This window comes from Mesorhizobium hunchu, assembly GCF_040081975.1.
In the GTDB taxonomy this organism is placed as follows: domain Bacteria; phylum Pseudomonadota; class Alphaproteobacteria; order Rhizobiales; family Rhizobiaceae; genus Mesorhizobium; species Mesorhizobium hunchu.
The window spans coordinates 60,755-86,778 of record NZ_JBEBMG010000001.1 but is presented as its reverse complement, the minus strand read 5'-3'; the positions used below and the strand labels follow the sequence as shown (position 1 = coordinate 86,778).

Below are 26,024 nucleotides of genomic sequence, written 5' to 3'. Positions count from 1 at the left end.
CGGCGCCTCTCTCCGTAAACGGCAGTGTAATCCGCATATGGCGGTGCACCCCCACCCCCACCCCTAACCCCTCCCCCTTGTGGGGAGGGGTTAGGGGTGGGGGTGGGGCGCCCTGTAAGATTGCGCTCTACACTGAAGAGGATGCCGGCAGGCGAGGGCGCTTGTCCTATCCGATCCCGCGCTCGATCACGTCGATCCAGTTCTTCCAGGCGATCTTCTCGATCAGGTCCTTGCCGTAGCCGTGCTTCCCGAACGCCTCGATGAGGCGGGGCAGGCCGCTCGCGTCGTGGATTTCGGAGGGGATCGGCGCGCCGTCGAAGTCGGAGCCCAGGCCGACGCCATCCTCGCCGAGCTTCTCCAGCAGCACGTCCACATGCCGGATCATCATCTCGAGCGTCGCGCCGCCGGCTGCCGGTCCGCCGGGATTGAGGAAGCCGGTGGCGTAGTTCAGCCCGACCATGCCGCGGGTCTCGCGGATAGCGCCGAGCTGCCAGTCGGTCAGGTTGCGCGCGTGCGGGCAGACCGAATGGGCGTTGGAGTGGGTGGCGACGAGCGGCGCGTCGGAAAGCTTCGCCACGTCGCGGAATCCCTTCTCGTTGAGATGCGAGAGGTCGATCTGGATCTTCAGCCGGTTGCAAGCCTTGACCAGTTCCTTGCCGGCATCGGTCAGCCCGTCGTCGGTATCGGGCGAAGAGGGGAAGCGGAACGGTACGCCGTGGCCGAAGGCATTCGGCCGGCTCCAGACGATGCCGAGCGAGCGCAGGCCGGCGGCGTGAAGCACCTCCAGCATGGCGAAATCGGTGTCGATCGCCTCGGCGCCCTCGATATGGAACACGGCGGCGAGCTTTTTCTGCTTCATCGCGGCGCGAATGTCGGCGGCGCTGCGGCAGATATTCAAAGCACCGGCCTTGTCCAGCCTGAACAGGATCGAAGCCATGCCGATCGTGGAATCGACGGCGGCGGCGCGCGGCAGATGCGGCGGCAGCGGTTCGTTCGCGCCCGGCATCTTTTCCGGATCGTCGGGGCTACGCTTTGGTCGTTCCAGAGGCGGCGGGAAGATCGCGAACATGCCTCCCGCAAGCCCGCCCTTGCGCGCCTTCGGCAGGTCGATGTGCCATTCGGCGGGAGCGCCTTCGATGAACAGCTTTTCCTTGTCGGGATTTTTTGACTGATAGAGCTTGAGCAGCGTGTCGTTGTGGCCGTCGAAGACCGGAACCGGCGCGGAATCTGGCATGATGAACTTTCAACTCTCGAAACAGGCGGCCGGGCAGCCGCGGTTATCGGCTTCACGCTAGCCCTGTCGCGGAATTATCGCAAAGGCCAGCGTCGCGCATGGCTTGTCCCTGAGGCAAGCCGGCCGGCCGCGTGGCCTGCCTGCACAGGCGAGACTCGGGGACGAGCAGCGCCGAACTGCTCGCAACGCCGCCGACCGGTCGAGGACCGTCCACCAACACGGCGCGAAAGAGACGTTCGCCGTGATAAGCCTACGACAGGCGGTCCAGCTTGCGCTGCATGGCGGCGATCTGTTCCTTCAGGTCCCGAAGATCGCCGCCGTCGGCTGCGTCCTTTTCCGCCGGCTCGGGCGAGGGCTGGGCCGACTGGCCGCCCGGTCCCGCAGCGGGGAAGGGGGTGAACATGCGCATCGCGTTCTGAAACATCTCGATATTGCGCCGCGCCTGCTCCTCGATGGCCTTCATCGGCGTGGTCAGCTTCATGACGTCCATCGGAGAGGCGCCCATTGCGGACTTCATCTGCTCGCGAAAGCGTTCCTGCTCCTTGGAGAAGGCGATCATCGACTGTTCGAGGAAGCTCGGCACGACCATCTGCATCTGGTCGCCGTAGAAGGCGATGAGCTGGCGCAGGAAGGGGATGGGCAGCATGTTCTGCCCGTCCTTGTTCTCCAGTTCGAAGATGATCTGGGTCAGCACCGAATGGGTGATGTCCTCTCCCGTCTTGGCATCCTGGACGTTGAAGTCCTCGCCCTTCTTGACCATCTCGGCGAGGTCGTCGAGCGTGACATAGGTGCTGGTGCCGGTGTTGTAGAGCCGCCGGTTGGCGTATTTCTTGATGACGACCGGTTCGTCTTTCGCTGCCATCAACATCCTCCCGGGACAATCGGCTTTTCTGGCGGCTTTCTTGGTAAGCAGCCGATGACGATCACAACCTATGCCCGAGGATATGCGTAAAACCGTCACGAATCCAAGCGGTTTGTGCAGTGCGGGAGTTTTGAGGCATTGTTCGGCGCTGCAAAATGCTGCGCAGCAATTGTCAGGTCTTGCCGGAGACTTTCCAGCGGGCTCCGATTTCCGGTTTGACAGGGGTTTCGGAAACGGCAAGAAAAGTCGGAGGATCGGCGTCCTGTCACGCCTGAAGCATCGGAGGACATCATGTCGTCAATCGTCGTCGCCAGCGCCGCGCGCACTCCCGTCGGTTCCTTCAACGGCGCCTTCGCCGCGACGCCCGCCCACGAGCTCGGCGCCGTCGTCATCCGGGACCTGCTTGCCCGTGCCGGCATTGAGGCGGGCGAGGTCGATGAGGTCATCCTCGGCCAGGTGCTGACCGCGGCGCAGGGACAGAACCCGGCGCGCCAGGCTTCGATCGGCGCGGGCCTGCCGAAGGAAACGACAGCCTGGAGCCTCAATCAGGTCTGCGGCTCGGGGCTGAGGGCCATCGCGCTCGGCATGCAGCAGATCGCCACCGGCGATGCGAAGGTCATCATCGCAGGCGGCCAGGAATCGATGTCGCTGTCGCCCCATGCCCAGCACCTGCGCGCCGGCATCAAGATGGGCGACACCAAGCTGATCGACACGATGATCAAGGACGGGTTGTGGGATGCCTTCAACGGCTATCATATGGGCAACACGGCCGAGAACGTCGCCAAGCAGTACCAGATCACCCGCGAGGACCAGGACAGGTTCGCGCTGGCCTCGCAGAACAAGGCCGAGGCCGCCCAGAAGGCCGGCAGGTTCAAGGACGAGATCGTCGCCGTGACGGTCAAGGGCCGCAAGGGCGACACCATCGTCGACCAGGACGAATATATCCGCCACGGCGCAACGATCGAGGCGATGCAGAAGTTGAAGCCGGCCTTCGACAAGGACGGCACGGTCACGGCCGGCAGCGCGTCTGGCATCAATGATGGCGCCGCAGGCGCGCTCCTGATGAGCGAGGCGGAAGCGGCGCGTCGTGGCATCACGCCGCTCGTGCGCATCGTCTCCTGGGCCACGGCCGGCGTCGATCCGGCGATCATGGGCACGGGACCGATCCCGGCTTCGCGCAAGGCGCTGGAAAAGGCCGGATGGACCCCGGGCGACCTCGACCTCGTCGAGGCCAACGAGGCCTTCGCCGCCCAGGCCTGCGCGGTCAACAAGGACATGGGCTGGAACCCGGACATCGTCAACGTCAACGGCGGCGCCATTGCCATCGGTCACCCGATCGGCGCCTCGGGCGCCCGCATTTTCAATACGCTCGTCCATGAAATGAAGCGCCGCGGCGCCAGGAAGGGCCTGGCGACGCTGTGCATCGGCGGCGGCATGGGCGTGGCGATGTGCGTGGAAGGGTTGAGTTAAGGCAATAGGGCAGTAGGGCAGCACGAGGAAGAAGCCGGGAACGGCCAGCGTGTTGTCTGACATCCTATTCTCCTACTGCCGTAATGCCTCACTGCCTTATTGCCTTTTTCCTTGGGAGGAGAATCTCATGACCAAAACCGCACTCGTCACCGGCGGCTCTCGCGGCATCGGCGCGGCCATTTCCGTCGCGCTGAAAAATGCGGGCTACTCGGTGGCCGCCAACTATGCCGGCAATGACGAGGCGGCGCGGAAGTTCACCGAGGAAACCGGCATCAGGACCTATAAATGGTCGGTTGCCGACTATGATGCCTGCGCGGCAGGGATAGCGCGGGTCGAGGCCGATCTCGGCCCCGTGTCCGTGCTCGTCAACAATGCCGGCATCACGCGCGACGCCATGTTCCACAAGATGACCAGGGACCAGTGGAACGAGGTGATCGGCACCAATCTCAACGGCGTCTTCAACATGACCCATCCCCTGTGGAGCGGCATGAGGGACCGCAAATTCGGCCGCGTCGTCACCATCTCGTCGATCAACGGCCAGAAGGGCCAGATGGGCCAGGCCAACTATTCCGCGTCCAAGGCGGGCGATATCGGCTTCACCAAGGCGCTGGCGCAGGAAGGCGCGCGCGCCGGCATCACCGTCAACGTCATCTGCCCCGGCTACATCGCCACCGACATGGTGATGGCGGTGCCGGAGAAGGTGCGCGAAAGCATCGTCGCCCAGATTCCGACGGGCCGTCTCGGCGAGCCGGAAGAGATCGCCCGCTGCGTCGTCTTCCTGGCTTCCGACGATGCCGGCTTCATCACCGGCGCGACCCTGACGGCCAATGGCGGGCAGTATCTCGCCTGAGCGGGCGCGCCGGCGAAAGCTCTTGGGTCGAGCCGCGACCAAAAAAACGCGACCCGCCGCCGCTTCGTCACAATTCGCGCGTGATCGTCGGCAAGGTCCCGACATTTGGCGGGACTGACGGCAGGGCGTGACATTGGCGCCGTTGGCTGGCAAATTCCCGGCGAAGGGGTCGATTCAGGCAATCAGGAGAGAAAGATGGCATTTCTTGCCAAGGGAAGACTGTTGGTGGCGGTGGGCGCAGCCGTTATCGGTCTGCTGACCGGCGCCGCCCAGGCGGCAAGCTGCGGCAAGTCCGCCGCCGGGTTCGATGCGTGGAAAACGGAATTTGCCCAGGAGGCCAGAGCGGAAGGCGTCGGCAGCCGGGGTCTTTCGGCGCTGGCGGGCGCCCATTACGCGACCGGAACCATCAAGGCCGACCGCGCCATCCACAAGGCTTTCAGCGGCTCGGTGGAAAGCTTCATGAAGCGGCGCGGCGCCGCCAGCATCATTTCGAAGGGGCGCTCGCTGAAGAAATCCAACGCCGCGCTCTTCAACAAGATCGAGCGCGACTACGGCGTGTCGCCCGGCGTGCTGCTCGCCATCTGGGGCATGGAGACGGGCTTCGGTTCCTATATGGGCAACCAGAACACGGTGTCCGCCATCCTGACGCTCGCCTATGACTGCCGCCGTCCCGGCTTCTTCACGCCGCACGCCATCGCGGCGCTGAAGCTGGTCGACAGCGGCGCGCTGAGCGCGAGCACGGTCGGCGCCATGCACGGCGAGATCGGGCACACCCAGTTCCTGCCCGGCAACGTGCTGAAATACGGCGTCGGCAGCAAGAACCTGCGCGACAGGGGAACGGCGCTCGCCTCGACCGCCAACTTCCTGCGCGCACACGGCTGGCGTCGCGGCGTCGGCGCGGACGGAAACATGGGCGCCATCGCCGGCTGGAACTCGGCCAGCGTCTACCAGCAGGCCATCGCCCGCATCGCCACCGCCATCGACGGCGATTGAGTTCCCGAGAGGCGGACACATCAAAAGGCCCGGTCAATGCCGGGCCTTTTCGATATTTTGGGTTGTCAGCCGCGATTTCTCGCCGCCAGCGTGCGCAACCGCAGCGCATTGAGGCGGATGAAGCCTTCGGCGTCCTTCTGGTCGTAGGCGCCGCGGTCGTCCTCGAAGGTGACGAGGTCGTTGCGGTAGAGCGACTTCTTCGACTTGCGGCCCGACACGATGACATTGCCCTTGTAGAGCTTGAGCCGCACCGTGCCCTCGACGTCCTTCTGGCTCTCGTCGATGGCGGCCTGTAGCATCAGGCGCTCCGGCGCGTACCAGAAGCCGTTGTAGATGAGTTCGGCATAACGCGGCATCAGCTCGTCCTTGAGATGAGCGGCGCCCCGGTCGAGCGTGATCGACTCGATGCCGCGGTGCGCTTGCAGAAGGATCGTGCCGCCGGGCGTCTCGTAGACGCCGCGGCTCTTCATGCCGACGAAGCGGTTCTCGACCAGGTCGAGGCGGCCGATGCCGTTGTCGCGGCCGAGATCGTTGAGCGCGGCGAGCATTTCGGCCGGCGATTTTTTCTCTCCATTCAGGGCGACCGGATCGCCTTTCAGGAATTCGATCTCGATCTCGGTGACCTGATCGGGCGCGTCCATCGGCGAGATGGTGCGCTGGTGGACGAATTCCGGCGGCTCGACCCACGGATCCTCCAGCACCTTGCCCTCGGAGGAGGAATGCAGGAGATTGGCGTCGACCGAGAAGGGTGCGTCGCCGCGCTTGTCCTTGGCGATCGGGATCTGGTGCTTTTCGGCGAAGTCGAGCAGGTCCGTGCGCGACTTGAACGACCAGTCGCGCCACGGCGCGATCACCTTGATGTCGGGGTTCAGCGCATAGGCGGCCAGTTCGAAACGGACCTGGTCGTTGCCCTTGCCGGTGGCGCCATGCGCGATGGCGTCGGCGCCCGTTTCGCGGGCGATGTCGACCAGGTGCTTGGAGATCAGCGGCCGAGCGATCGAGGTGCCGAGCAGATAGAGGCCCTCATATTGCGCATTGGCGCGGAACATCGGGAAGACGAAGTCGCGCACGAATTCCTCGCGCACGTCCTCGATGTGGATTTCCTTGACGCCCATCATCTCGGCCTTCTTGCGCGCCGGTTCGAGATCCGAGTCGCCCTGGCCTAGATCGGCGGTGAAGGTGACGACCTCCGCGCCCAGCTCGGTCTGCAGCCATTTCAGGATGATGGAGGTGTCGAGGCCGCCCGAATAGGCGAGCACGACCTTCTTGACGTTGTTCAGTTTCGACATGTCCGGGTTCCGCGCAAGGTTTCGCGTGGCGAGGTATCACGCCGCTTCCCGGTTCCGCAAGGCCGACGGGCGGCGGCGCAGCCCGTGTCCGTCCGGCTGAGGGCTGGATCAGCGTCGCCGACTGTCAGCGGGATGGCTTGCCTTCGCCGTTTCGGCTAAAGCAGATCATCGCCGAGAGGCCGCGAGACCTGTCATGACCTTCGTTCCGGAACTTTCCGTCCTTGTCCAGTTCGCCGTCGCGACCGTCATCCTGGCGATCACGCCGGGGCCGGACATGACGCTGTTCGTCTCGCGCACGTTGAGCCAGGGGCGCGCCGCCGGGTTCGCCTCGATGTTCGGCGCGCTTTCGGGCACGCTCATCCACACCACGCTGGTCGTCGTCGGCGTGTCGGCGCTGATCGTCGCCTCGCCCTATGCCTTCCTCGCGCTCAAGTTCTTCGGTGCCGGCTACCTGATCTTCCTGGCCTTTCAGGCGATCACCAAGGGATCGGCCTTCTCGCCGGAAAAGAAAATGGGACCGAAAGTATCGCTGAAGAAGGCGTGGCTGGCGGGCTTGGGCGTCAATTTGCTCAACCCCAAGATCATCCTGTTCTTCATGACCTTCCTGCCGCAGTTCGTCTCCGCGCACGACCCTCATGCGCCGGGCAAGCTGTTCTTCCTCGGCGCGATGTTCGTCGTGCTGTCCATTCCGGTGACGGCGCCGATGGTTTTCGCCGCTGAAAAATTCTCCGCCGCCATGAATGCCAGCCCGCGCGTGACGCGGGTGGTGGACTGGCTGTTCGCGGGCGTGTTCTCGGCCTTCGCGCTGAAGATCATCACCGCCCAGGCGCGGTAGGCTCCCGGGGCGCTACGGAGGCTTGCCAGGCGCCTGCCCCACGACCGACACACAGCCAGTAGACGAAGCCGCCGACGATGCCGCTGCCCAGAACCGTCAGCATCGGCATGGCGCCCGCGACCTCGAAGCCCGGATCGGCGGCTTCATGGAGGAAGCCCAGGACGATCGCGGCGACGATGCCTCCGCCCAACGCGTGGAACAGCCAGTCGCGGCGCGCCAGCACCTCCGAGATCAGGATCGTCACGGCGGCCGGCAGGAAGGCGAAATAGGCCACGAACAGCGCGACGAAGGGAATGGAAAACAGGAACGGCGCGGTTGTCAGCGCCGGCTGGTTTTCCAGCCCGGTCTCGAAATGGGCAACGACGATCAGGTGCAGGAAGGCGCTCGCCGCCAGCGACGCCGCCGCATAGCCGAAGAGAATGGCGACGCAACGCAGCAGATAGTCGAGGACGCGGCTCACGCCTCGCCGTGCCCCGCGATCATCATGGCTTCCAGCGCAAGCCGATCCACCTTGCGCATGCGTTCCGATTCCGACTTGAGCTGCCCGCAGGCGGCGAGGATGTCGCGGCCGCGCGGCGTGCGGATCGGCGAGGCGTAACCGGCGTTGTTGATGAAATCGGCGAAGCGCTCGATCGTTTCCCAGTCCGAGCACTGGTAGTTGGTGCCGGGCCACGGGTTGAACGGGATCAGGTTGATCTTGGCCGGAATGCCCCTGAGCAGGTCGATCAATGCGCGGGCGTCGTCGAGGCTGTCGTTGACGTCCTTCAGCATGACGTATTCGAAGGTGATGCGCCGCGCGTTGGAAAGGCCCGGATAGGCGCGGCAGGCGGCCATCAGTTCCTTCAACGGGAACTTCTTGTTGATCGGCACCAGAAGGTCGCGCAGATCGTCGTTCGGCGCGTGCAGCGAGATCGCCAGCATGACGCCGATCTCCTCGCCGGTGCGGGCGATCTCCGGCACGACGCCCGACGTCGACAGCGTGATGCGCCGCTTCGACAGCGCCAGCCCGTCGCCGTCCGAGGCGATCAGCAGCGCCTTCTTGACCGCCTCGAAATTGTAGAGCGGCTCGCCCATGCCCATCATGACGATGTTAGACACCTTGCGGCCTTCGGTGGGCACGATGGCACCGGCCGGCGTGTCGCGGTCGGGGAAATCGCCCAGCCGGTCGCGCGCGGTCAGCAATTGCGCCAGGATTTCCTCGGCGGTGAGGTTGCGCACCAGCTTCTGCGTGCCGGTGTGGCAGAAGGAGCAGGTGAGCGTGCAGCCGACCTGCGAGGAAATGCAGAGTGTGCCGCGTCCTTCCTCGGGAATGTAGACGGTCTCGATCTCGACTGGCCGGCCGGCGCCCCTCGGAGGGAAGCGGAACAGCCATTTGCGGGTGCCGTCGGTGGAGATCTGCTCCTCGACGATCTCGGGGCGGGCGACGGTGAAATGCCGGTCGAGGGCGGTGCGCAGGTCCTTGGAGATGTTGAACATCTGCGCGAAGTCGGACACGCCGCGTACATAGAGCCAGTGCCAGAGTTGGCTGACTCGCATCCTTGCCTGCTTTTCCGGAACGATGCCGGCGGCGACGAGCGCGGCGGCCATCTCGGCGCGGTCCATGCCGACCAGCGACGGCTTTTCCGCTGCGCCGGCAGCACGCAGCGCATCGCGCGCGCCGGGGGCGGTGAGGTCGAATGAAAGGCTCATGGCCGGTCCAATATAAGCGATTTGTGGCCGATTGCAGCAGCACCGGCGCCGGAAGCGCGGCGCATATCACGGAAAGACGCGCGAGTCATGCCTGCCGTGCGGGCCGTTGCGCACCCAAAGTCGGCGGATGATCGGTCAAGCACGGTTCCGCTGGCCGCGCTGCCGTGCTACGGCGCTTCGATCACGAAGCTTGGGACGTTGCAGATGGCCGGGGTATCGCGGCGCTATCCGATGCTGAGGCGCACGCGCGCCATGTGGGTGTCGCGCCGTGTCTGGCAGCCGCGCCTGGTGTTCTGGATCGGCGCGCTGGCGATCGGCCTCGTCAGCGTCGGCTTCGCGGTCCTCGCCGACAAGGCGCAGGACCTTTTCCATGCGCTGACCGGCGCGCCCGGCGGCTGGCGCTGGTATCTGCCGCTGCTTCTGACGCCGGCGGGCTTCGTCTTTTGCGCCTGGATGGCGTCCGCATTCTTTCCCAATTCGCAGGGCAGCGGCATCCCGCAGGCGATCGCGGCGCGGCACCTGCGCGACGACGACGACCGCACCTATCTGCTGTCGCTGAAAATGGTCGCGGGCAAGATCGGGCTGACCATCGTCGGGCTGTTCTGCGGCGCCTCGATCGGGCGCGAAGGCCCGACCGTCCAGGTCGGCGCATCGCTGATGCTGCAGGCGGCGCGCTGGGGCGGCCTGACACAGGCGCGGGGCCTCATCCTCGCGGGTTCGGCCGCGGGCATCGCGGCAGCCTTCAACACGCCGCTCGCCGGCATCGTCTTCGCCATCGAGGAGATGGGCCGCACCTATGAGGCACGAACCAACGGCCTTGTGCTGACAGCCGTCATCCTGGCCGGTCTCGCCTCGCTCGGACTGCTCGGCAACTACACCTATTTCGGCGTGTCGCACGACACGGTCTCGTTCGCCAGCGACGCCGGCCTGATCGTCGCCTGCGGCGTGATCGGCGGCGCATTGGGGGCGGCTTTCTCGGTGCTGACGCTCAAGGCGACGCGGCGGATCCGGCGCTGGAGCCGATACACGCCGCTCAAGCGCACGTTGCTGATCGCGGCCGTCTGCGGCTTCTTGGTGGCCGCGGTCGGCCTCGCCGCCGGCGGCCTGACATTCGGCACCGGCTATGCGCAGGCGCGCAGCGCCATCGAAGGCACGCCGCTGCCCTGGTATTTCTTCATCGCCAAGTTCGTGGCGGGCGTGGCCACCGGAATCGCGGGCATTCCCGGCGGCATCTTCGCGCCGTCGCTCGCCGTCGGCGCCGGCCTCGGATCGGCGCTGGGCGTTCTGTTCGGCTCCAGCGCCGGCATCGCGGCGCTGCTCGGCATGGCCGGCTATTTCGCCGGTGTCGTGCAGGCCCCGATGACCGCCTTCGTCATCATTCTGGAAATGACCGGCAATCATGACAACGTGATCGCGCTGATGTGCGCTTCCATGCTCGGCTACGGCACGGCGCGCATGATCTCGCACGAGCCACTCTATCATGCGCTGTCGCGCGTCTACATAGCGGATGCCATCAGGCGCAAGCGTGCCGAGACTGCGGCGACGGCTCCCGCCCAACCCGAAGCTGCCTGATCAAGACGACCTTTTGACAGGACTTTGTAAGCCGGCGGCCGTCGCGCCGCGGGTCCTGCGCCTCGTTACTTGCAGCTCGAGATCGAGGAAAGCGCGGCCGTGATGCCCTTGAGCGAGAAGGTGTAGCTGGTGGGATTGCCGCGCGCCGATTTCGCCTCGACCTTGAGGTCGGCACCGCCCTTCATGGCGGCGATGAGCTGCGGCTCCTCGGCGGCGTTCTCCACCCAGGCGGACTTGCCGCGCGTGAACATGGTGAAGCTCCTGGAGCCGACGGTGGCGGTCACCTTGGAATTGTCCTGCAGATTGTAGCCGGCGATGAACTGCGGCTCGTAGGAGACCTGCTGGCCGGGCCGCTGGCTGACGAAGAAGAACACGTCGCCGTGGTCCAAATTGGCCGGCTGCTTGTCGGTGGGAACGGTGAGCACGTAGCAGACCTTGCCGCTCGATGCCTGGTAGCTGTAGGTGCCCCAGGCGTTGTGCTGGCCGAGCTTGGTCGCCTGCTGTGCAAGCGCCGGTCCCGCCATCGCCAAAAGTGCTAGGCTCGAAATCGTAGCAATCAGTCCGCGCATCGTCTTTCCTGTAGTCCAAATAAAATCGGGGCAGGCCGGCGCCGCGCCCCGCCCGTTCGTTTCATTTTGATTTAATCTGGGTTACCAAAGCGTGAACTCCCTCGCAAAAAGAAGGCCCGCCAAAGGAACCCGCCGCCAATCAAGCGCGCTGCCCGAAGCAGCGCGCCGTCCCGGGCGGGAGTTGGAGTGCAGGAAAGCGGCGAGAGTTTGACTGGCCGCCGCTCGAGTTCGCGAAACGACAGTCAGCTCTCGTCGGCCAGCGCCTCGCGGGCCGCCAAGCGGTGGGCCTGCGTGATGTGTGCCCGCACGGCGGTGATCGCCGCCGTCAGCACGGCGATGTCGTCGGTGAAGCCGAGGCCGAAGATGAAGTCGGGAATGGTGTCGGTGGGCAGGACGAAATAACCGAGCGCCGCCAAAAGGATACCCTTGGCGCGCAGCGGCGTGTTCCTGTCCATCGCGCAGTAGTAGGCGGCGACAAGCTCTTCCATGAAGGGAACCTGCTTGGCGGCCTTCTTCGCGGTCCGCCAGAATTTCGCGCGAACCTCGCCCTCGTCGCCGGCCGTGCCGCCGAAGCGAAAGAAATCGAAGCCTTTTTCCTGAGCCATCCAGCCTTTCTCCCTGCGGTGCCGACCACCGGCCCGCGATCAAAATGTGGTGAAGGCGGAGGCGGGCTGCAAGGATCAGCCGCCGAAAATGCGGTTGATCCTGCCGGCAAGCTCGAAGTCGAGGCGGGTGAGGCCGCCAGCGTCGTGGGTGTTCAGCGCGACCTCGACGGTCTTGTAGACGTTCGACCAGTCGGGATGATGGTCCATCTTCTCGGCGGCGAGGGCGACGCGCGTCATGAAGGCGAAGGCCTCGGAGAAATTGCGGAAGGTGAAGGTGCGCCGGATCGAGGTCCCATCCTCTGCCAGCGCCCAGCCGTCGGCGGAGGCTAGCGCCTCCTCGATGGCGTCCGGAGACAGTTTCGCGCGTCCGGTCATCGCATCAGCCGGAAATTGTCCAGGGCGTCGTCCTGGCGATTGGCGGGGCGCATGTCGCCACTCGCCAGCGGCCATGTCTCCTCGACGATATAGGGTCCGCCGCCGACCGAGTCGCGGGATGACATCAGGACGAAGCGGCCGACCCTGAACGGCATGGCGGCGAAATTGCCGCGTGCCGACAGATAGTGCGCCACGTCGATCGGGCTGGCGTTGCGCAGCCTGGCGAGGGTGACATGCGGCATGAACTTGCGCGGGTCGGAAGGCAGGCCGAGGCGCTGGCAGATGCGCTCGATCTCGCCTTGCAGCGCGTGCAGGTCCGGCGAGGCGGAGACGCCCGCCCAGATCGAATGCGGCTTCTTTCCCCCGAAAGCGCCGACGCCCGACAGGGTCAGCGAGAAAGACGAGCGTCGCACCCTGTCCAGCGCGTCGGCCACCTCGTCGGCAACATGGCCCTCGACGTCGCCGATGAAACGCAGGGTGATGTGGTAGTTCTCCACGTCGATCCAGCGCGCTCCCGGCAAGCCTCCGCGCAGCAGCGAGAGCGAAAGGGCGGCCTCACGCGGAATTTCGAGGGCGGTGAAAAGACGCGGCATGGCAAAGCCTCCTGTCCTCGAATCGAACTCCACACCCGCAGCGAATCATCGAAGCGGGAGCAGGGCAAGCGGTTTGTTGTCCATCGCACAATGCGTCGGCAGCGTTGCCTTGCCCGTTCACGGCGTCTTCGGCAGAGCGGTCAGCGCCTTTTCGACCGTCGGCAATATGCCGTCCACCATGCGCTTCACGCCGGCGGCGTTGGGGTGCATACGATCGTCCAGTTCCAGCGAGGCGTTGCCGGCGACGCCGTCGAGAAAGAACGGATAGAGGGTCGCGCCGTATTTCCCGGCGAGTTTTGGATAGATCGTCCCGAACGCCTCGCCATAGGCATGGCCGAGATTGGGCGCCGCCGCCATGCCGGCGAGCAAGACCGGAATCCTGCGCGCCTTCAGCCGCGCCAGCATCGCGTCGAGGTTCTTTGAGACTTCGGCCGGATCGATGCCGCGCAGCATGTCGTTGGCGCCGAGTTCCAGGATGACGAGGTCGGTGCCGTCCGGTACCGACCAATCGAGCCTGGCCAGTCCGCTGCTGGTCGTATCGCCGGAAACGCCGGCATTGGCGACGGTGACGTCGTGACCCTTCGCGCGCAGCGCCGCCTGCAACTGGTCGGTGAAGCCTTCGCCCGGGGCAAGGTTGTATCCCGCCATCAGGCTGTCGCCGAAGCCGACGATGGCGATCGGCTTGGCCAAAACCGGCCATGAAGAAGCGAGGCTCATTGCAATCACGACGACGAGCGGCAGGACGTGTTTGAAACGCATGAGCGCGGCCCCATATGAGCGAGGCCAATCCTCGCCTGTTCCCACTCCATATAGGATCGTGCAGCCGTGCCGGAAGCCGTGATCGAGCTGAAAGACGTGTCGCTGACGCTGGGCGAAGGTCCCTCGCGCGTCGAGGTGCTGAGAAAGGTCGACCTGACGGTCACCGCGGGCGAGGCCACCGGCATCGTCGGCCCCTCCGGCTCCGGCAAGTCCACCCTGCTGATGGTTCTGGCCGGGCTGGAGCGCATCGATACCGGCACTGTGACCATCGCCGGGGAAACGCTCGGCGGCAAGAGCGAGGACGAGATCGCGGCGTTTCGCGGCCGCACCATCGGCATCGTCTTCCAGTCCTTCCACCTCATTCCCAACATGACGGCGCTGGAAAACGTCGCGGTCCCGCTGGAGCTCGCCGGCCGTCGCGACGCCTTCGCCATCGCCGCGCGCGAACTGGAGGCTGTCGGCCTCGGCGCGCGGGTGACGCATTACCCGGGCGAACTGTCCGGCGGCGAGCAGCAGCGCGTGGCGATCGCCCGGGCGCTGGCGCCGCGCCCGCCCCTGCTGATCGCGGACGAGCCGACCGGCAATCTCGACCAGTCGACGGGACAGCAGATCGCCGACCTGATGTTTTCCACGGCGGCCGAGCGCGGCACGACGCTGGTTCTGGTCACCCACGATCCGGCGCTGGCCGCCCGCTGCGCACGGCAGGTCGCCATGCGCTCGGGACGGATCGAGGCGGAGCCGGCGCGTCTGGTGACCGCATGACGGCCAAGCACCTGTTTGTTTCCGCCTCTCTCTGGCCCGCCAAGTCACTTATTTCGGCTGGCGCGCACCCCCACCCCTGTCCCCTCCCCACAAGGGGGAGGGAAACGCTGGCGCCACTGTTTCGACCGAAACCGCCAGCGTCGGCGCACTGTGGGGCCGCCGCAAAATCCCCCTCCCCCTTGTGGGGAGGGGTTAGGGGTGGGGGTGCTGCACCGTTTGCGATTGTTCTTCCTCTGGGACGCGCGCCATGCAGCGCGACCTCGACAGGCTGCCGGTTCTAGGCCGCCATGCCGCCCGCAAACCTCCCTCTCGCCCTCCGCTTCGCCCTGCGCGAGATGCGCGGCGGCCTGTCCGGCTTCTTCATCTTCATCGCCTGCATCGCGCTCGGCGTCGGCGCGATCGGCGGGGTGAATTCCGTCGCCCGCTCGATCGCCGCCGGTGTCGCCAGCCAGGGCCAGACCCTGCTCGGCGGCGATCTGCGATTCGAACTCAATCAGCGCGAGGCGGACGGCCGCGAACGCGCCTTCCTCGACGGTCTCGGCACGGTCTCGCATACGGTTGGCATGCGCTCGATGGCGCGCCTGACGGACGGGTCCGACCAGGCGCTGGTCGAGGTCAAGGCCGTCGACGCCGCCTATCCGCTCTACGGCGCGCTGACCATAGCGCCGGCGCTTTCCCGGCAGGACCTGTTCGGTGAAAGGAACGACGCCTTCGGCGCGGCCGCGCCCGACATCCTGTTCGAGCGTCTCGGGCTGAAGGTCGGCGGCCGGGTCATGCTGGGGTCGGCGACGATCGAGCTGCGCGCGGTGCTCACGGACGAGCCGGACGCGATCTCCGACGGATTCGGCTTCGCGCCGCGGCTGATGATCTCGCAGGCGGCGATGGCCGCGTCCGGGCTGGTCCAGCCCGGCAGCCTCGTCGAGCACGCCTACAAGGTGCGCCTGCCCATCGGCGCGGACGAGGCGGCCGTCAGGGCCGCGGAGGAGAAGGCGAACGCCGATTTCCCGCAGGCCGGCTGGTCGATCCGCACCCGCGCCAATGCCGCGCCGGCGCTGTCGTCCAACATCGAGCGTTTTTCGCAATTCCTGACGCTGGTCGGCCTGACGGCGCTGGTCGTCGGCGGTGTCGGCGTGGCGAATGCCGTGCGCGCCTATCTGGACGGCAAGCGCGGCGTCATCGCCACCTTCAAGAGCCTCGGCGCGTCCGGCGGCTTCGTCTTCACGCTCTACCTGACGCAGATCCTTATCATCGCCGCCATCGGCATCGCGGCCGGCCTTCTGCTCGGCGCGGCCATGCCCTTCGCCGCCGCGGCGGCACTGCGCTCGGTCATTCCGGTTCCGGCCGCGGGCGGCTTCTACCCGGGTGCGCTGGCGCTGGCTGCGCTGTTCGGGCTGATGGTGACGCTGGCCTTCGCCATCCTGCCGCTCGGCCGCGCCCGCGACGTGCCAGCGACGGCGCTGTTTCGCGAGATGGGTTTCGAAAGCCGTGGCCTGCCGCGTTTCGCCTATGTCGCGACGGCGCTCGGCATTGCTGCTGCACTCGCGGCGATCGCTGTGCTGGTCTCGGATCAGCGCCGCATCGCCGCGATCTTCGTCGCCGCCACGATCGTCTCTTTCCTGGTGCTGCGGGCGGTCGCGGCGCTGGTGCAATGGCTGGCGAGGAAAAGCCCGCGCGTCTCGTCCACCGCGCTCAGGCTCGCGGTCGGCAACATCCACCGGCCGGGCGCGCTGACGCCTTCGGTCGTGCTGTCGCTCGGCCTCGGCCTGACGCTGCTGGTGACGCTGGCGCTGATCGACGGCAACCTGCGCCGCCAGATCGGCGCCAACCTGCCGGCGCGTGCGCCGAACTTCTTCTTCGTCGACATCCAGGGCAGCGAGGTCGAAGATTTTTCCCGGCTGATCGCAAAAGAGGATCCTGCCGGGGTGCTCGACAAGGTGCCGATGCTGCGCGGGCGCATCATGGCGCTGAACGGCACGCCAGCCGACAAGCTCGACGTGGCGCCGGAAGGGGCGTGGGTGCTGAAGGGCGACCGCGGCCTAACCTATGCTGCGGACAAGCCGGCCAATGCGACGCTGAGCGAAGGCGCATGGTGGCCCGCGAATTATTCGGGCGAGCCGCTGGTGTCGTTCGCGGCCGATGAGGGCAAGGCGCTCGGCCTCAAGCTCGGCGATACGGTGACCGTCAACGTGCTGGGCCGTAACGTCACGGCGAAAGTGGCGAGCTTCCGGCGGGTCGAATGGGAGACCATGAACATCAACTTCGTCATGGTGTTCTCGCCCAACACCTTCGCCGGCGCGCCGCATGCCTGGCTGGCGACGCTGGCCGATCGCAAGGCGACGGCCGCCGATGATGCGCGGGTGCTGAACGCGGTGACAAAACGCTTCCCGACCGTGACCTCGGTCCGAGTCCGCGACGCGCTCGATGTCGTCAACCGGCTGGTCGGCCAGCTCGGCACGGCGATCCGCGCCGCAGCCGGCGTGGCGCTGGTCGCCTCCGTGCTGGTGCTGGCGGGCGCGCTGGCGGCGGGCAACCGGGCGCGCATCCACGATGCGGTAGTGCTCAAGACGCTGGGGGCGACGCGACGCACGCTGATGATCGCCTTCGTGCTGGAATACGCGCTGATCGGCCTGGCGACGGCGGCGTTCGCGCTGCTCGCCGGCGGCGCGGCCGGCTGGTTCGTGGTGGCGACCGTCATGCGACTGCCGGCGCATTTCATGCCCGAGGTTGCGCTCATCACGGTGGTGCTGGCGCTGGCGCTCACCATCGGCATCGGGCTTGCCGGCACATGGCGCATTCTCGGGCAAAAGGCCGCACCCGTGCTAAGGACGCTCTGATTTCCAGCCCGCAATGCGGTCAGAGGTGGTGGCTCGGGTTAAATTTTCGTCATGTTACGGCCCGTAAAGCCGGCGTTCCACGGCAGGGCAAGCCGATCACGAAGCGTTGCGCCCAGTCATGGTCTTGTTCTTGGTGAGAATAACCCTCATATTTGCAGCAGGCATGCTGGAGCCCCGCCAGCGGCGCCTGGGCCGGTGCCCGACACCCGACGGGGCAGAGCAACAGAGGAATCCCATGTCTGACTTCCGCAACTATCAGACGCGCGCCGTGCCCGCAGGCCACGCCGACGCCGCGATCGACCAGGGCCTGCGCGCCTACATGATCAAGGTCTACAACCTGATGGGCCTTGGCCTGCTGATCACCGGCCTTGCCGCGATCGGCACCGTCATGCTGGCGACCACGACCGATCCCGCTTCGGCTGTCGCCACGCTGCCGAACGGCGAGATGCTGACATCCTTCGGCTACGCCATCTTCGCCTCGCCGCTGCGCTGGGTGGTGATGCTGGCGCCGCTGGCGGCCGTGTTCTTCCTGTCCTTCCGCGTCCAGTCGATGAGCGTTTCGGCCGCGCAGACCACCTTCTGGGTCTATGCGGCTCTGGTCGGCATGTCGCTGTCGTCGATCTTCTTGGTCTACACGACCGCGTCGATCTCGCAGACCTTCTTCGCCACGGCCGCCGCCTTCGGCGCGCTGTCGCTCTACGGCTACACCACCAAACGCGACCTGACGGCAATCGGCTCGTTCCTGATCATGGGCGTGTTCGGCCTGATCATCGCCATGCTGATCAACATCTTCCTGCAGTCCTCGGCGCTGTCCTTCGCCATCTCGGCGATCGGCGTGCTGGTGTTCGCCGGCCTCACCGCCTACGACACCCAGAAGATCAAGGAAATGTACTATGTGGGCGACGACGTGATGGTCGCCGGCCGCAAGGCCATCATGGGCGCGCTGCAGCTCTATCTCGACTTCATCAACATGTTCATGTTCCTGCTGCAGTTCATGGGCGACCGCCGCTAGGACGGTCTCCAGACCGCTGGAACAGCGCAATGTCAGGGGCGGCCCAAGGGTCGCCCTTTTCTTTTGCCGGAAGCTTTGCTCTTTTCGGGTGACGAAACGGACCCAAGCCTTCCATGAGCACTCTCGACATTCGCCCGGCCGGGGACGCCGATCTGGCGCGCATCACCGCCATCTATGCCGATGCCGTCGTTCACGGCACGGCCACCTACGAGCTGGAGCCGCCGGACGAGGCCGAGATGCGTACGCGCTTCGAGACGCTGCGGGCCGGCGGGTTTCCCTATCTGGTCGCCGAGCAGGACGGTGTCGTCCTCGGCTATGCCTATGCGGGTCCGTTCCGGGCGCGGCCGGCCTACCGGTTCATCATTGAGGATTCGGTCTATGTGGCGCCGGAGGCGAAGGGCCGCGGCGTCGGGCGCGCGCTGATGCAGGCGCTGATCGAGGCCACGCAGGCGCTCGGGTTCCGGCAACTGGTCGCCGTCATCGGCGACGGCGGGCCGAAGAGCGCTTCCGTGCGGCTGCACGAAAAACTCGGCTTCGTCCATGCGGGGAGGCTGGAAGGATCTGGCTACAAGCATGGCCGCTGGCTGGCCACCACCTTCATGCAGCTTGCCATGAACGGCGGGGCTGACCTTGCGCCCGATCCGCAGTCATGGCCGGAACGCAGGTTCAGGGGAGACTAGTTTCTCTTCCGACCCTTTGCGGCCGGGCTGGGGGGGGCTACGCCTTGACCAGCTTCAGCCTCGTGTCGAACACGCCGAGCACGCGGGCGAGTTCGTGGCCGCGCTTGAGGATGCGCCCGCCCGCCGCGACCACGGAAAAGGCGCCCTGACGGCGCGCCAGCTTCGGATCCTTGACGATCTGGAACAGCGGCACCTCGCTGGCGCGGCGGAAGACGGAGAAGACGGCCCGGTCCGTCATGTGGTCGATGGCATAGTCGCGCCACTCGTTGGCGGCGACCATGCGGCCGTACAGTCTCAGAATCTGTTCGAGTTCGCGGCGGTCGAAGGAGACCGGCATTTCCTGTCCCTGCCGTCGCGCCTCGCCGAGCGGGATCAATATTGCGGATGCGTCCCCCTCCTCCCTGCCGCCGCCGCTATCATCCATGCCGCGATCCTTGCTTCGACCAACCTTCGCCGACCAAGGTCGCGCTTTCAGCCCTGAATTGCAAGACTTCGATCGGGAGCCGCCGAAAGACGCAATGTCGGAAAACGCCCCCTCACATTTATGAAACGACTGTTGGAAATGGTGATGGCCGGACACGTTTCTGCCACATTTTATCCGTGCTCGCGCCCCAATGTCCGACGACCTTACACCCGTTGCCTGAGACGGTTCGGTCCGGCACCGGCTCGTAAACCCCAAGCCCCCCGCCCACGGGTCTGCGTCGGATCGAACCAACCTCGGCCTTGACGAAAGGCCGAGCGCGACGATCCCAAAATCCTGAATGATCCGGTGTCGGTAGCAGACTGGCACCGGTTTTTCTTTGCCTTCATTGCGGTCTGCTGCATCTGTCGCTACCGATGGGAGTGACAGAAGAGGCAACGATGACCTTTGCAGACATGCGGCCTTGCCCGTCGCCCGGATGCCCGCCACCCGAAGAGGCGTCGGCGGGCGCCGTCCTGACGATCGATCTCGGCGCGGTCCGGGCCAACTACCGGCTCCTGAAGGCGCGGCTGGGCGGCGGCGCCTGCGCCGGCGTCGTCAAGGCCGACGGATATGGGCTCGGGGCCGCTCCGATCGCCGAGGCGCTGCAGCGCGAGGGTTGCGACACGTTCTTCGTCGCGCTGGCCGAGGAAGGCATCGCGCTCAGGCAGGTCCTCGGAGAGGCCCCCTCCATCTTCATCCTGAACGGCGTTCCGCCAGGCGCGGAGGCGGCCTGCGCGGCAGCCGGTTTGACGCCGGTGCTCAACAGCGCGGAGCAGGTCGCCGCATGGCGGCAGACAGCGCGGCGGCTGGAACGGCGGTTGAAGGCGGCGCTGCAGGTGGACAGCGGCATGGCGCGGCTCGGCATGACGGCCGGCGAGGTGGAGCGCCTGGCCGCCGATAGACACGGCCTCGACGGGATCGACGTCGTCTTGGTGATGAGCCATCTCGCCTGCGCCGACGAGCCGGGCCATCCGGCGAACAAGGCACAGCTTCTCGAATTCCGGCGGCTCAGCGCCATGCTGCCGGCAGCGCCTGCCTCGCTGGCCAATTCTTCCGGCATCTTCCTCGGCGCCGACTGGCAATTCGATCTCGCCCGGCCGGGCGCCGCCCTTTACGGCATCAATCCGACGCCGGACGCCGAAAATCCCATGCGACCCGTCGTGCGGCTCGACGCCAGGGTCATCCAGACGCGGGAGGTCGGTGCCGGTGCCGGCGTCGGCTACGGCCACGCCTACCGGGCCGCCGCGTCGCTGCGCACCGCCACCATATCGCTGGGCTATGCGGACGGCTGGCAGCGACACAACGCGGCGGCTGCCTTCGTCGACGGCAGGCGGCTGCCTTTCGTCGGCCGGGTCTCGATGGATTCGATCGTCCTCGACATTTCGGCAGTTCCGGCGGGCCGGCTGAAGGCCGGCGACCTGGTCGAGCTGATCGGCCCGTCGCAATCCGTCGATCAGGTCGCCGTCGGCGGCGGCACGATCGGCTACGAGGTCCTGACCGGCCTCGGCTCCCGTTTCTTCAGGCGTTATGTCGACCAATGACGCGTAGCCGATGCCGGATATATCGACCGTGGTTTCGGGAGATCCTTCATGACAACAGGTGAAACCGACCTTGGCCGGCTGATCGGTGCCATGCAGCCGCGACTGCGGCCGGATATCCTCGTATTCGCGACAGTGCCGCACGGGAAAGGAGTGCCGCAGGGTATCGAGCCGGTGATGGCTTTTCGCGAAGAGGAAGGCACGACCCTGGTCCTGTCCGAGGACGAGGCGCACACGGCGGGCCTCGAGGCCGACTATCGTTGCCGGATGATCACGCTCGCCGTCCATTCGTCGCTGGAGGCCGTCGGGTTCCTCGCCGCGGTCACGACCGCCCTGGCGGCGACCGGCATCAGCGTCAATCCGGTTTCCGCTTACCATCACGACCACCTGTTCGTGCCGGCCAACCGGGCGGGTGAGGCGATGGATGTGCTGCGGGATCTGTCTCCTTCGCGTCCGCGGCAAGACGATCGCGCATGACGCAATAACCCCCACCCCTAACCCCTCCCCGCAAGGGGGAGGGGGACGCTGACATCACCGTTTCGCTCGAAATCGCCAGGTTGGCGCACTGTGGCGCCACAGTCTCACCCTCCCCCTTGCGGGGAGGGGTTAGGGGTGGGGGTGCTGCACCATATGCGATTGCCCCACCCTTGCGGGGAAAAGGGTCAAGGGCGGGGGCGTATCGTGCCCGATACCGATTGCCTTGCTTTTAAACGGTAAGTCGGACGTCAGGCCGCCTTCTGCTTGGGCTGGATCAGGCCGCGCGCGATGAGAAGCTCGGCGATCTGCACGGCGTTGAGCGCCGCGCCCTTGCGCAGATTGTCGGAGACGATCCAGATGTTGAGACCGTTGTCGATCGTCGGATCCTCGCGGATGCGCGAAATGTAGGTCGCGTCCTCGCCGGCGCTCTCGATCGGGGTGATGTAGCCGCCGTCCTCGCGCTTGTCGATGACGAGGCAGCCCGGCGCCTCGCGCAGGATGTCGCGCGCCTCGTCGGCGGTGATGGGCTTCTCGAATTCGAGGTTCACCGCTTCCGAATGGCCGATGAAGACCGGCACGCGCACGCAGGTCGCCGTCACCTTGATCTTCGGGTCGAGCATCTTCTTGGTCTCGGCCACCATCTTCCACTCTTCCTTGGTGGAGCCGTCGTCCAGGAAGACGTCGATATGGGGGATGACGTTGAAGGCGATGCGCTTGGTGAACTTCTTGGCTTCCACCGGATCGGCGACGAAGACGGCGCGCGTCTGGGTGAAGAGCTCGTCCATGCCTTCCTTGCCTGCGCCGGAGACCGACTGGTAGGTCGACACGACCACGCGCTTGATGGTGGCGGCGTCATGCAACGGCTTCAGCGCCACTAGCATCTGCGCGGTCGAGCAGTTGGGGTTGGCGATGATGTTCTTCCTGGTGAAGCCGTCGATGGCGTCGGGGTTTACCTCCGGAACGATCAGCGGCACGTCGGCGTCGGTGCGGAAAGCCGAGGAATTGTCGATGACGACGCAGCCCTGCCTGCCGATCTTCGGCGACCATTCCTTGGAAACGTTGCCGCCGGCCGACATCAGGCAGATGTCGGTGTCGGAGAAATCATAGGTCTCCAGCGCGCGCACTTTCAGCGTCCTGTCGCCGTAGGAGACCTCCTGGCCGACCGAGCGGCGCGAGGCCAGCGCCACCACTTCGTCGGCGGGAAAGCCGCGCTCTTCCAGAATGCCCAGCATCTCGCGGCCCACATTGCCCGTGGCGCCGACTACCGCAACCTTGAAACCCATGAAGACATCTCCTGTCGCTCTCCGCTTGATCCTGGGAGAACCCGCCGGCCGTTGCGGGTTCCGTCCCCCTCCGGCTCAGGCCGGGGAGAGGATCGGCATGGCCAAGGGAGATCAGACCGTGGTGGCGGTCGTTTTTTTGGCCGTGGTTTTGGTCGAAGCGAAGAACGCATGCGCACGACCGCCGGCCGGCATGACGCCGTGACCGGGAAAATCGAGGGCGAAAAAGGCCATCAGCAGGCCGCGCATGAAATCATTCCTGTTCGGCGCGGCTTTTACGCGCTTTGCGCCAAGAGTCAACGAGATCGTGGCCGCCGGCGCGGCCCGGTCGGGTCAGCCGGCGAGGAACTTGGCGAGGACGGCGTCGCCCATCTCCACGGTGCCGACTTCCTTCATGCCGGAGGACATAATGTCCTTGGTGCGGTAGCCTTCGTCCAGAACCGCCGCGATCGCCGCTTCCAGCCTGTCGGCTTCCGCCACCATGTTGAAGGAATAGCGCAGGCACATGGCGAAGGACGCGATCATGGCAATCGGGTTGGCGATGCCCTTGCCAGCGATGTCGGGCGCGGACCCGTGCACCGGCTCGTAGAGCGCCTTGCGCGAGCCGGTCTTGGCATCAGGCGCGCCGAGCGAAGCCGACGGCAGCATGCCGATCGAGCCGGTCAGCATGGCGGCGATGTCGGAGAGCATGTCGCCGAACAGATTGTCGGTGACGATGACGTCGAACTGCTTGGGCCAGCGCACGAGTTGCATGCCGCCGGCGTCGGCCAGCATGTGGTCGAGCTTGACGTCAGCGTATTTCGCCTTGTGGGTCGCCGTCACCACCTCGTTCCAGAGCACGCCCGACTTCATGACGTTGCGCTTTTCCATAGACGTCACATGGTTGCGCCTCGTCCGCGCGAGCTCGAAGGCGACGCCGGAGATGCGCTCGATCTCGAACGTGTCGTAGACCTGCGTGTCGATGCCACGCTTCTGGCCGTTGCCGAGGTCGATGATCTCCTTCGGCTCGCCGAAATAGACGCCGCCGGTCAGCTCGCGCACGATCAAGATATCGAGGCCCTCGACCACCTCGTGCTTGAGCGAGGAGGAATCGGCCAGCGCCGGATAGCAGATGGCGGGGCGCAGATTGGCGAACAGCTCCATGTCCTTGCGCAGGCGCAGCAGTCCCGCCTCCGGACGGACCTCATAGGGAACGGCATCCCATTTGGGGCCGCCGACGGCGCCGAACAGCACGGCGTCCGCCGCCATGGCCTTGTCCATGTCGGCGTCGGAGATCGCCTGGCCGTGCGCGTCGTAGGCGCATCCGCCGACCAATCCCTCGTCGGTGACGAAGCCGGAGCCGAACTTGTCGTTCATGGCCGCGATCAGCTTCTTCACCTCGGCCATCGCCTCGGGGCCGATGCCGTCGCCAGAGAGGAGGAAGAGGTTTTTGGAAGCCATGAGACCTGTCCTGGAATGATGCCGTGAAAATGCTTGCGAACCGGGGCTTTGCTAACCGGCGCAGCGCTGGCGCGCAAGGCGAATCGGTTGCAAATCGCTGATCCAGCGCAGGTCGGGTTTTCAGCCGTGCATCAAAATATTGACCAGCTTGCCGAACGGGTCGCGCACGTAGAAGCGGCGCACGCCCCAGGGCTCGTCGGCGGGGCCGTATTCGATCGGAAAGCCTGCTTCCTTCATGCCGGCCAGCACCCTGTCGACATCGTCCACCTCGATTGAGAGATCGGGCACGGGCGTGCCAGAGCCGCCTTCGCGCATGACGCTCAACTGCACCGTCATCTGCTCGTTCGAGCCGTAGGTGGCGATCCAGCCCATGTCCATGAGGATGTCGAGGCCGAGCACGTCGCCATAGAAGCGCCTCGCGGCGGCGATGTCGGCTGCCGCCAGGTTGGCGACGACGCGGCGCACGGTCATGGCGCGGTTCTCCGCAGCGCCGTCGCCTCGATCTCGATCTTCATCTCAGGCTTGGCGAGCCCGCACACGATCATCGTGGCGGCAGGACGGATTTCGCCGAAATAGCCGCCGAGGATCGGGAAGACGACATCGACGGAGGCCGGATCGGTGACGTAGTAATGGACGCGGACGGTATCGGCGAGATTGAAGCCGGCGGTCTCCAACGCCTTGGCGATGGTCGCCATGCAGTTGCGGGTCTGCTCCGTGACGCTGTCGGGCATCGTCATGGTCGCGTAGTCGTAGCCGGTGGTGCCGGAGACGAAGCACCAGTCGCCCTGCACGACGGCGCGCGAATAGCCGGCCGTCTTCTCGAAGAGGGAGCCGGTCGAGATCAGCTTGCGCATGGCAGTCAGTTCGGCGCGATCGCGGCGCTCATGAGGCCGCGTATGGCGGCCGGCCAGCGTTTCAGCGCGGGCCAGGCGTCGATGCCCTTGTCGCCCTGGTGGGCGAAGTAGACGGCCTTGTTCCTCGTATCGACGGCCATGAAGGAATCGGCGGCGCCGCAGGCGTGCGGCGTGCAGCCGTTGCCGTAGATCAGCCCCATCTTGGTGGTTTCCGGCGCGCCGCTGACGCTGAGACCGGTGACGACCTCTTCCATTCTCTTGCCGAGCAGCTTGCGGCTCGTGCGATAGACCGCCGCGTTGCGCAGCGTGTCGATCATGCTTTGCAGCTTCGACGGACGGAGATCCTTCCAGCCGGTGCCGGGCTCGGGCGAGAAGGACAGTTCTCCCGCCGTCGTCAACCCGGTCTCCGGCGACCAGGTCTGGACCAGCGCCGTGGCGCCGGGCAGGACATAGGGAAGGAAGACGATGTTGTAGTCCGAGACGGCGGCGGGCGGGGCGCCGCAATCCTCGCCGACCCTGACCGTTTCGATACCGCCGCCGGCATCGGGCTTCCAGACCAGCAGCGCGGTCGGCCCGCAGGCGTTGCCGCCCGGACCGACATCGTAGATCGCCACCTTCTTGCCGGACACCTCGACGACTTTGTCGAGCATGACGAAATAGTCGCGCGCGATCTCCTTGCCGTCGTAGGACAAGATCTTCTCGCCGTACTCCTCGGGCTGCGTGACGGTGAACCGCCCGCCCTCGAAGGCGAGCGGCGGCGGCAGGGCGTCGGCCGTGTCGGAGTCCGAAGCGTCGTCGGTCGCGGGCGCGTCGGTAATGCCTGGCGAGGTGCTGTCCGGCGATGGCTTGGCCACAGCGGTCGCCGGCGCCTGGCCGGCGCTTTGCGCGACGGCCGGCGGCTGTGCCACGGCAAGCAACGCAATCGCACCGACTCCTGCAAGCGCAAGCCGCATGATATCTCTCCGTCTCTGAGCGCCGGCGGTCACGGC

The 26,024-nt window shown here is 66.0% G+C and carries 28 protein-coding genes; 11 read left to right on the top strand and 17 right to left on the bottom strand.

The features are described 5' to 3' along the window. Positions 1-166 precede the first annotated feature (166 nt). Together ABMA46_RS00435 and phaR are read right to left on the bottom strand one after the other, a co-directional pair. The gene (locus ABMA46_RS00435) at positions 167-1,234 is read right to left on the bottom strand and encodes a dipeptidase (protein ID WP_348997321.1); all 1,068 of its coding nucleotides are present in this window, start codon (positions 1,232-1,234) and stop codon (positions 167-169) included. 250 nt (positions 1,235-1,484) lie between these two features. After that, positions 1,485-2,096, bottom strand: a complete 612-nt coding sequence (phaR, locus tag ABMA46_RS00430) for a polyhydroxyalkanoate synthesis repressor PhaR (protein WP_348997320.1) — start codon at positions 2,094-2,096, stop codon at positions 1,485-1,487. A gap of 291 nt (positions 2,097-2,387) precedes the next feature. Here phaR and ABMA46_RS00425 point away from each other — a divergent pair, with 291 nt between their 5' ends. The 3 genes from ABMA46_RS00425 (at position 2,388) to ABMA46_RS00415 (ending at position 5,409) form a co-directional block, all read left to right on the top strand. Further along, entirely contained in the window at positions 2,388-3,566 is a 1,179-nt protein-coding gene (locus ABMA46_RS00425) for an acetyl-CoA C-acetyltransferase (protein WP_348997319.1), read from the top strand. Positions 3,567-3,693: 127 nt separating this feature from the next. After that, positions 3,694-4,416 (top strand): beta-ketoacyl-ACP reductase, encoded by a 723-nt coding sequence (gene phbB / locus ABMA46_RS00420; RefSeq protein WP_348997318.1) that lies wholly within the window; start codon positions 3,694-3,696, stop codon positions 4,414-4,416. A gap of 195 nt (positions 4,417-4,611) precedes the next feature. Next, entirely contained in the window at positions 4,612-5,409 is a 798-nt protein-coding gene (locus ABMA46_RS00415; RefSeq protein WP_348997317.1) for a lytic murein transglycosylase, read from the top strand. A 65-nt stretch (positions 5,410-5,474) separates the two neighbouring features. Here ABMA46_RS00415 and ABMA46_RS00410 read toward each other — a convergent pair whose 3' ends face one another. Beyond that, positions 5,475-6,698 carry an argininosuccinate synthase gene (locus ABMA46_RS00410; protein WP_348997316.1) on the bottom strand — a complete coding sequence of 408 codons (1,224 nt, stop codon included), beginning with the start codon at positions 6,696-6,698 and terminating at the stop codon, positions 5,475-5,477. 193 nt (positions 6,699-6,891) lie between these two features. Between ABMA46_RS00410 and ABMA46_RS00405 the strand changes: the two genes are divergently transcribed. Next, the gene (locus ABMA46_RS00405; RefSeq protein ID WP_348997315.1) at positions 6,892-7,533 is read left to right on the top strand and encodes a LysE family translocator; all 642 of its coding nucleotides are present in this window, start codon (positions 6,892-6,894) and stop codon (positions 7,531-7,533) included. On the opposite strand, the gene ABMA46_RS00400 is transcribed toward ABMA46_RS00405, so the two are convergent. Both ABMA46_RS00400 and rlmN read right to left on the bottom strand, forming a co-directional pair. Then, positions 7,514-7,993 (bottom strand): hypothetical protein, encoded by a 480-nt coding sequence (locus ABMA46_RS00400; RefSeq protein WP_348997314.1) that lies wholly within the window; start codon positions 7,991-7,993, stop codon positions 7,514-7,516. The genes ABMA46_RS00405 and ABMA46_RS00400 overlap by 20 nt on opposite strands. After that, a complete protein-coding gene (gene rlmN / locus ABMA46_RS00395; protein WP_348997313.1) occupies positions 7,990-9,222 on the bottom strand; it encodes a dual-specificity RNA methyltransferase RlmN in 1,233 nt (410 codons plus the stop codon). The genes ABMA46_RS00400 and rlmN overlap by 4 nt, the downstream gene beginning before the upstream one ends. A gap of 204 nt (positions 9,223-9,426) precedes the next feature. Here rlmN and ABMA46_RS00390 point away from each other — a divergent pair, with 204 nt between their 5' ends. Then, positions 9,427-10,794 (top strand): chloride channel protein, encoded by a 1,368-nt coding sequence (locus ABMA46_RS00390; protein WP_348997312.1) that lies wholly within the window; start codon positions 9,427-9,429, stop codon positions 10,792-10,794. A gap of 65 nt (positions 10,795-10,859) precedes the next feature. Here ABMA46_RS00390 and ABMA46_RS00385 read toward each other — a convergent pair whose 3' ends face one another. The 5 genes from ABMA46_RS00385 to ABMA46_RS00365 all read right to left on the bottom strand — a co-directional run bounded on the left by ABMA46_RS00385 (position 10,860) and on the right by ABMA46_RS00365 (position 13,695). Further along, complete coding sequence (locus tag ABMA46_RS00385; protein WP_348997311.1) at positions 10,860-11,363, bottom strand: invasion associated locus B family protein; 504 nt, start codon at positions 11,361-11,363, stop codon at positions 10,860-10,862. 242 nt (positions 11,364-11,605) lie between these two features. Next, complete coding sequence (locus ABMA46_RS00380; RefSeq protein WP_348997310.1) at positions 11,606-11,968, bottom strand: YkvA family protein; 363 nt, start codon at positions 11,966-11,968, stop codon at positions 11,606-11,608. Between the two features lie 75 nt (positions 11,969-12,043). Then, a complete protein-coding gene (locus tag ABMA46_RS00375; protein WP_348997309.1) occupies positions 12,044-12,343 on the bottom strand; it encodes a 4a-hydroxytetrahydrobiopterin dehydratase in 300 nt (99 codons plus the stop codon). Continuing rightward, complete coding sequence (gene thpR, locus ABMA46_RS00370) at positions 12,340-12,936, bottom strand: RNA 2',3'-cyclic phosphodiesterase (RefSeq protein WP_348997308.1); 597 nt, start codon at positions 12,934-12,936, stop codon at positions 12,340-12,342. Before thpR ends, ABMA46_RS00375 begins: the two co-directional genes overlap by 4 nt. 117 nt (positions 12,937-13,053) lie before the next feature. After that, positions 13,054-13,695 (bottom strand): arylesterase, encoded by a 642-nt coding sequence (locus tag ABMA46_RS00365; RefSeq protein ID WP_348997307.1) that lies wholly within the window; start codon positions 13,693-13,695, stop codon positions 13,054-13,056. Positions 13,696-13,761: 66 nt separating this feature from the next. Here ABMA46_RS00365 and ABMA46_RS00360 point away from each other — a divergent pair, with 66 nt between their 5' ends. The 4 genes from ABMA46_RS00360 (at position 13,762) to ABMA46_RS00345 (ending at position 18,983) form a co-directional block, all read left to right on the top strand. Then, positions 13,762-14,457, top strand: coding sequence for an ABC transporter ATP-binding protein (locus tag ABMA46_RS00360; RefSeq protein ID WP_348997306.1), 696 nt, complete (start codon positions 13,762-13,764; stop codon positions 14,455-14,457). Positions 14,458-14,744: 287 nt separating this feature from the next. After that, positions 14,745-17,291, top strand: a complete 2,547-nt coding sequence (locus tag ABMA46_RS00355) for an ABC transporter permease (protein WP_348997305.1) — start codon at positions 14,745-14,747, stop codon at positions 17,289-17,291. Positions 17,292-17,526: 235 nt separating this feature from the next. Then, complete coding sequence (locus ABMA46_RS00350) at positions 17,527-18,303, top strand: Bax inhibitor-1/YccA family protein (RefSeq protein WP_348997304.1); 777 nt, start codon at positions 17,527-17,529, stop codon at positions 18,301-18,303. A gap of 113 nt (positions 18,304-18,416) precedes the next feature. Continuing rightward, complete coding sequence (locus tag ABMA46_RS00345) at positions 18,417-18,983, top strand: GNAT family N-acetyltransferase (RefSeq protein ID WP_348997303.1); 567 nt, start codon at positions 18,417-18,419, stop codon at positions 18,981-18,983. A gap of 37 nt (positions 18,984-19,020) precedes the next feature. Here ABMA46_RS00345 and ABMA46_RS00340 read toward each other — a convergent pair whose 3' ends face one another. Next, complete coding sequence (locus ABMA46_RS00340; protein ID WP_348997302.1) at positions 19,021-19,407, bottom strand: DUF2794 domain-containing protein; 387 nt, start codon at positions 19,405-19,407, stop codon at positions 19,021-19,023. A gap of 437 nt (positions 19,408-19,844) precedes the next feature. On the opposite strand from ABMA46_RS00340, the gene alr reads away from it, so the two are divergent. Both alr and ABMA46_RS00330 read left to right on the top strand, forming a co-directional pair. Further along, positions 19,845-20,987 (top strand): alanine racemase, encoded by a 1,143-nt coding sequence (alr, locus tag ABMA46_RS00335; protein ID WP_348997301.1) that lies wholly within the window; start codon positions 19,845-19,847, stop codon positions 20,985-20,987. A gap of 48 nt (positions 20,988-21,035) precedes the next feature. Continuing rightward, on the top strand, positions 21,036-21,461 hold the full coding sequence (locus ABMA46_RS00330; RefSeq protein WP_348997300.1) for an ACT domain-containing protein: 426 nt from the start codon (positions 21,036-21,038) through the stop codon (positions 21,459-21,461). A gap of 248 nt (positions 21,462-21,709) precedes the next feature. Here the strand turns inward: ABMA46_RS00330 and ABMA46_RS00325 are convergent, their stop codons facing one another. The 6 genes from ABMA46_RS00325 to ABMA46_RS00300 all read right to left on the bottom strand — a co-directional run bounded on the left by ABMA46_RS00325 (position 21,710) and on the right by ABMA46_RS00300 (position 25,988). Then, positions 21,710-22,744 (bottom strand): aspartate-semialdehyde dehydrogenase, encoded by a 1,035-nt coding sequence (locus ABMA46_RS00325; RefSeq protein ID WP_348997299.1) that lies wholly within the window; start codon positions 22,742-22,744, stop codon positions 21,710-21,712. 111 nt (positions 22,745-22,855) lie between these two features. After that, the gene (locus tag ABMA46_RS00320; protein WP_348997298.1) at positions 22,856-22,990 is read right to left on the bottom strand and encodes a hypothetical protein; all 135 of its coding nucleotides are present in this window, start codon (positions 22,988-22,990) and stop codon (positions 22,856-22,858) included. Positions 22,991-23,074: 84 nt separating this feature from the next. Further along, entirely contained in the window at positions 23,075-24,181 is a 1,107-nt protein-coding gene (gene leuB, locus ABMA46_RS00315; RefSeq protein WP_348997297.1) for a 3-isopropylmalate dehydrogenase, read from the bottom strand. A gap of 120 nt (positions 24,182-24,301) precedes the next feature. After that, positions 24,302-24,652 (bottom strand): VOC family protein, encoded by a 351-nt coding sequence (locus ABMA46_RS00310; RefSeq protein ID WP_348997296.1) that lies wholly within the window; start codon positions 24,650-24,652, stop codon positions 24,302-24,304. After that, a complete protein-coding gene (locus ABMA46_RS00305; RefSeq protein ID WP_348997295.1) occupies positions 24,649-25,035 on the bottom strand; it encodes a RidA family protein in 387 nt (128 codons plus the stop codon). The genes ABMA46_RS00310 and ABMA46_RS00305 overlap by 4 nt, the downstream gene beginning before the upstream one ends. A gap of 5 nt (positions 25,036-25,040) precedes the next feature. Continuing rightward, positions 25,041-25,988 (bottom strand): hypothetical protein, encoded by a 948-nt coding sequence (locus ABMA46_RS00300; protein ID WP_348997294.1) that lies wholly within the window; start codon positions 25,986-25,988, stop codon positions 25,041-25,043. Positions 25,989-26,024 lie beyond the last annotated feature (36 nt).

What these genes read in the sequence shown, in the direction of transcription:
- ABMA46_RS00425 (WP_348997319.1), top strand. Translation starts at nt 2,388, where the DNA reads ATGTCGTCAATCGTCGTCGCCAGCGCCGCGCGCACTCCCGTCGGTTCC.
- ABMA46_RS00310 (WP_348997296.1), bottom strand. Translation starts at nt 24,652, where the DNA reads ATGACCGTGCGCCGCGTCGTCGCCAACCTGGCGGCAGCCGACATCGCC.
- leuB (WP_348997297.1), bottom strand. Translation starts at nt 24,181, where the DNA reads ATGGCTTCCAAAAACCTCTTCCTCCTCTCTGGCGACGGCATCGGCCCC.
- ABMA46_RS00345 (WP_348997303.1), top strand. Translation starts at nt 18,417, where the DNA reads ATGAGCACTCTCGACATTCGCCCGGCCGGGGACGCCGATCTGGCGCGC.
- ABMA46_RS00355 (WP_348997305.1), top strand. Translation starts at nt 14,745, where the DNA reads ATGCCGCCCGCAAACCTCCCTCTCGCCCTCCGCTTCGCCCTGCGCGAG.
- ABMA46_RS00375 (WP_348997309.1), bottom strand. Translation starts at nt 12,343, where the DNA reads ATGACCGGACGCGCGAAACTGTCTCCGGACGCCATCGAGGAGGCGCTA.
- ABMA46_RS00365 (WP_348997307.1), bottom strand. Translation starts at nt 13,695, where the DNA reads ATGCGTTTCAAACACGTCCTGCCGCTCGTCGTCGTGATTGCAATGAGC.
- ABMA46_RS00300 (WP_348997294.1), bottom strand. Translation starts at nt 25,988, where the DNA reads ATGCGGCTTGCGCTTGCAGGAGTCGGTGCGATTGCGTTGCTTGCCGTG.
- thpR (WP_348997308.1), bottom strand. Translation starts at nt 12,936, where the DNA reads ATGCCGCGTCTTTTCACCGCCCTCGAAATTCCGCGTGAGGCCGCCCTT.
- ABMA46_RS00340 (WP_348997302.1), bottom strand. Translation starts at nt 19,407, where the DNA reads ATGGATGATAGCGGCGGCGGCAGGGAGGAGGGGGACGCATCCGCAATA.
- ABMA46_RS00390 (WP_348997312.1), top strand. Translation starts at nt 9,427, where the DNA reads ATGGCCGGGGTATCGCGGCGCTATCCGATGCTGAGGCGCACGCGCGCC.
- ABMA46_RS00350 (WP_348997304.1), top strand. Translation starts at nt 17,527, where the DNA reads ATGTCTGACTTCCGCAACTATCAGACGCGCGCCGTGCCCGCAGGCCAC.
- alr (WP_348997301.1), top strand. Translation starts at nt 19,845, where the DNA reads ATGACCTTTGCAGACATGCGGCCTTGCCCGTCGCCCGGATGCCCGCCA.
- ABMA46_RS00405 (WP_348997315.1), top strand. Translation starts at nt 6,892, where the DNA reads ATGACCTTCGTTCCGGAACTTTCCGTCCTTGTCCAGTTCGCCGTCGCG.
- phbB (WP_348997318.1), top strand. Translation starts at nt 3,694, where the DNA reads ATGACCAAAACCGCACTCGTCACCGGCGGCTCTCGCGGCATCGGCGCG.
- rlmN (WP_348997313.1), bottom strand. Translation starts at nt 9,222, where the DNA reads ATGAGCCTTTCATTCGACCTCACCGCCCCCGGCGCGCGCGATGCGCTG.
- ABMA46_RS00410 (WP_348997316.1), bottom strand. Translation starts at nt 6,698, where the DNA reads ATGTCGAAACTGAACAACGTCAAGAAGGTCGTGCTCGCCTATTCGGGC.
- ABMA46_RS00305 (WP_348997295.1), bottom strand. Translation starts at nt 25,035, where the DNA reads ATGCGCAAGCTGATCTCGACCGGCTCCCTCTTCGAGAAGACGGCCGGC.
- ABMA46_RS00320 (WP_348997298.1), bottom strand. Translation starts at nt 22,990, where the DNA reads ATGCGCGGCCTGCTGATGGCCTTTTTCGCCCTCGATTTTCCCGGTCAC.
- ABMA46_RS00380 (WP_348997310.1), bottom strand. Translation starts at nt 11,968, where the DNA reads ATGGCTCAGGAAAAAGGCTTCGATTTCTTTCGCTTCGGCGGCACGGCC.
- ABMA46_RS00415 (WP_348997317.1), top strand. Translation starts at nt 4,612, where the DNA reads ATGGCATTTCTTGCCAAGGGAAGACTGTTGGTGGCGGTGGGCGCAGCC.
- ABMA46_RS00325 (WP_348997299.1), bottom strand. Translation starts at nt 22,744, where the DNA reads ATGGGTTTCAAGGTTGCGGTAGTCGGCGCCACGGGCAATGTGGGCCGC.
- ABMA46_RS00330 (WP_348997300.1), top strand. Translation starts at nt 21,036, where the DNA reads ATGACAACAGGTGAAACCGACCTTGGCCGGCTGATCGGTGCCATGCAG.
- ABMA46_RS00435 (WP_348997321.1), bottom strand. Translation starts at nt 1,234, where the DNA reads ATGCCAGATTCCGCGCCGGTTCCGGTCTTCGACGGCCACAACGACACG.
- ABMA46_RS00385 (WP_348997311.1), bottom strand. Translation starts at nt 11,363, where the DNA reads ATGCGCGGACTGATTGCTACGATTTCGAGCCTAGCACTTTTGGCGATG.
- phaR (WP_348997320.1), bottom strand. Translation starts at nt 2,096, where the DNA reads ATGGCAGCGAAAGACGAACCGGTCGTCATCAAGAAATACGCCAACCGG.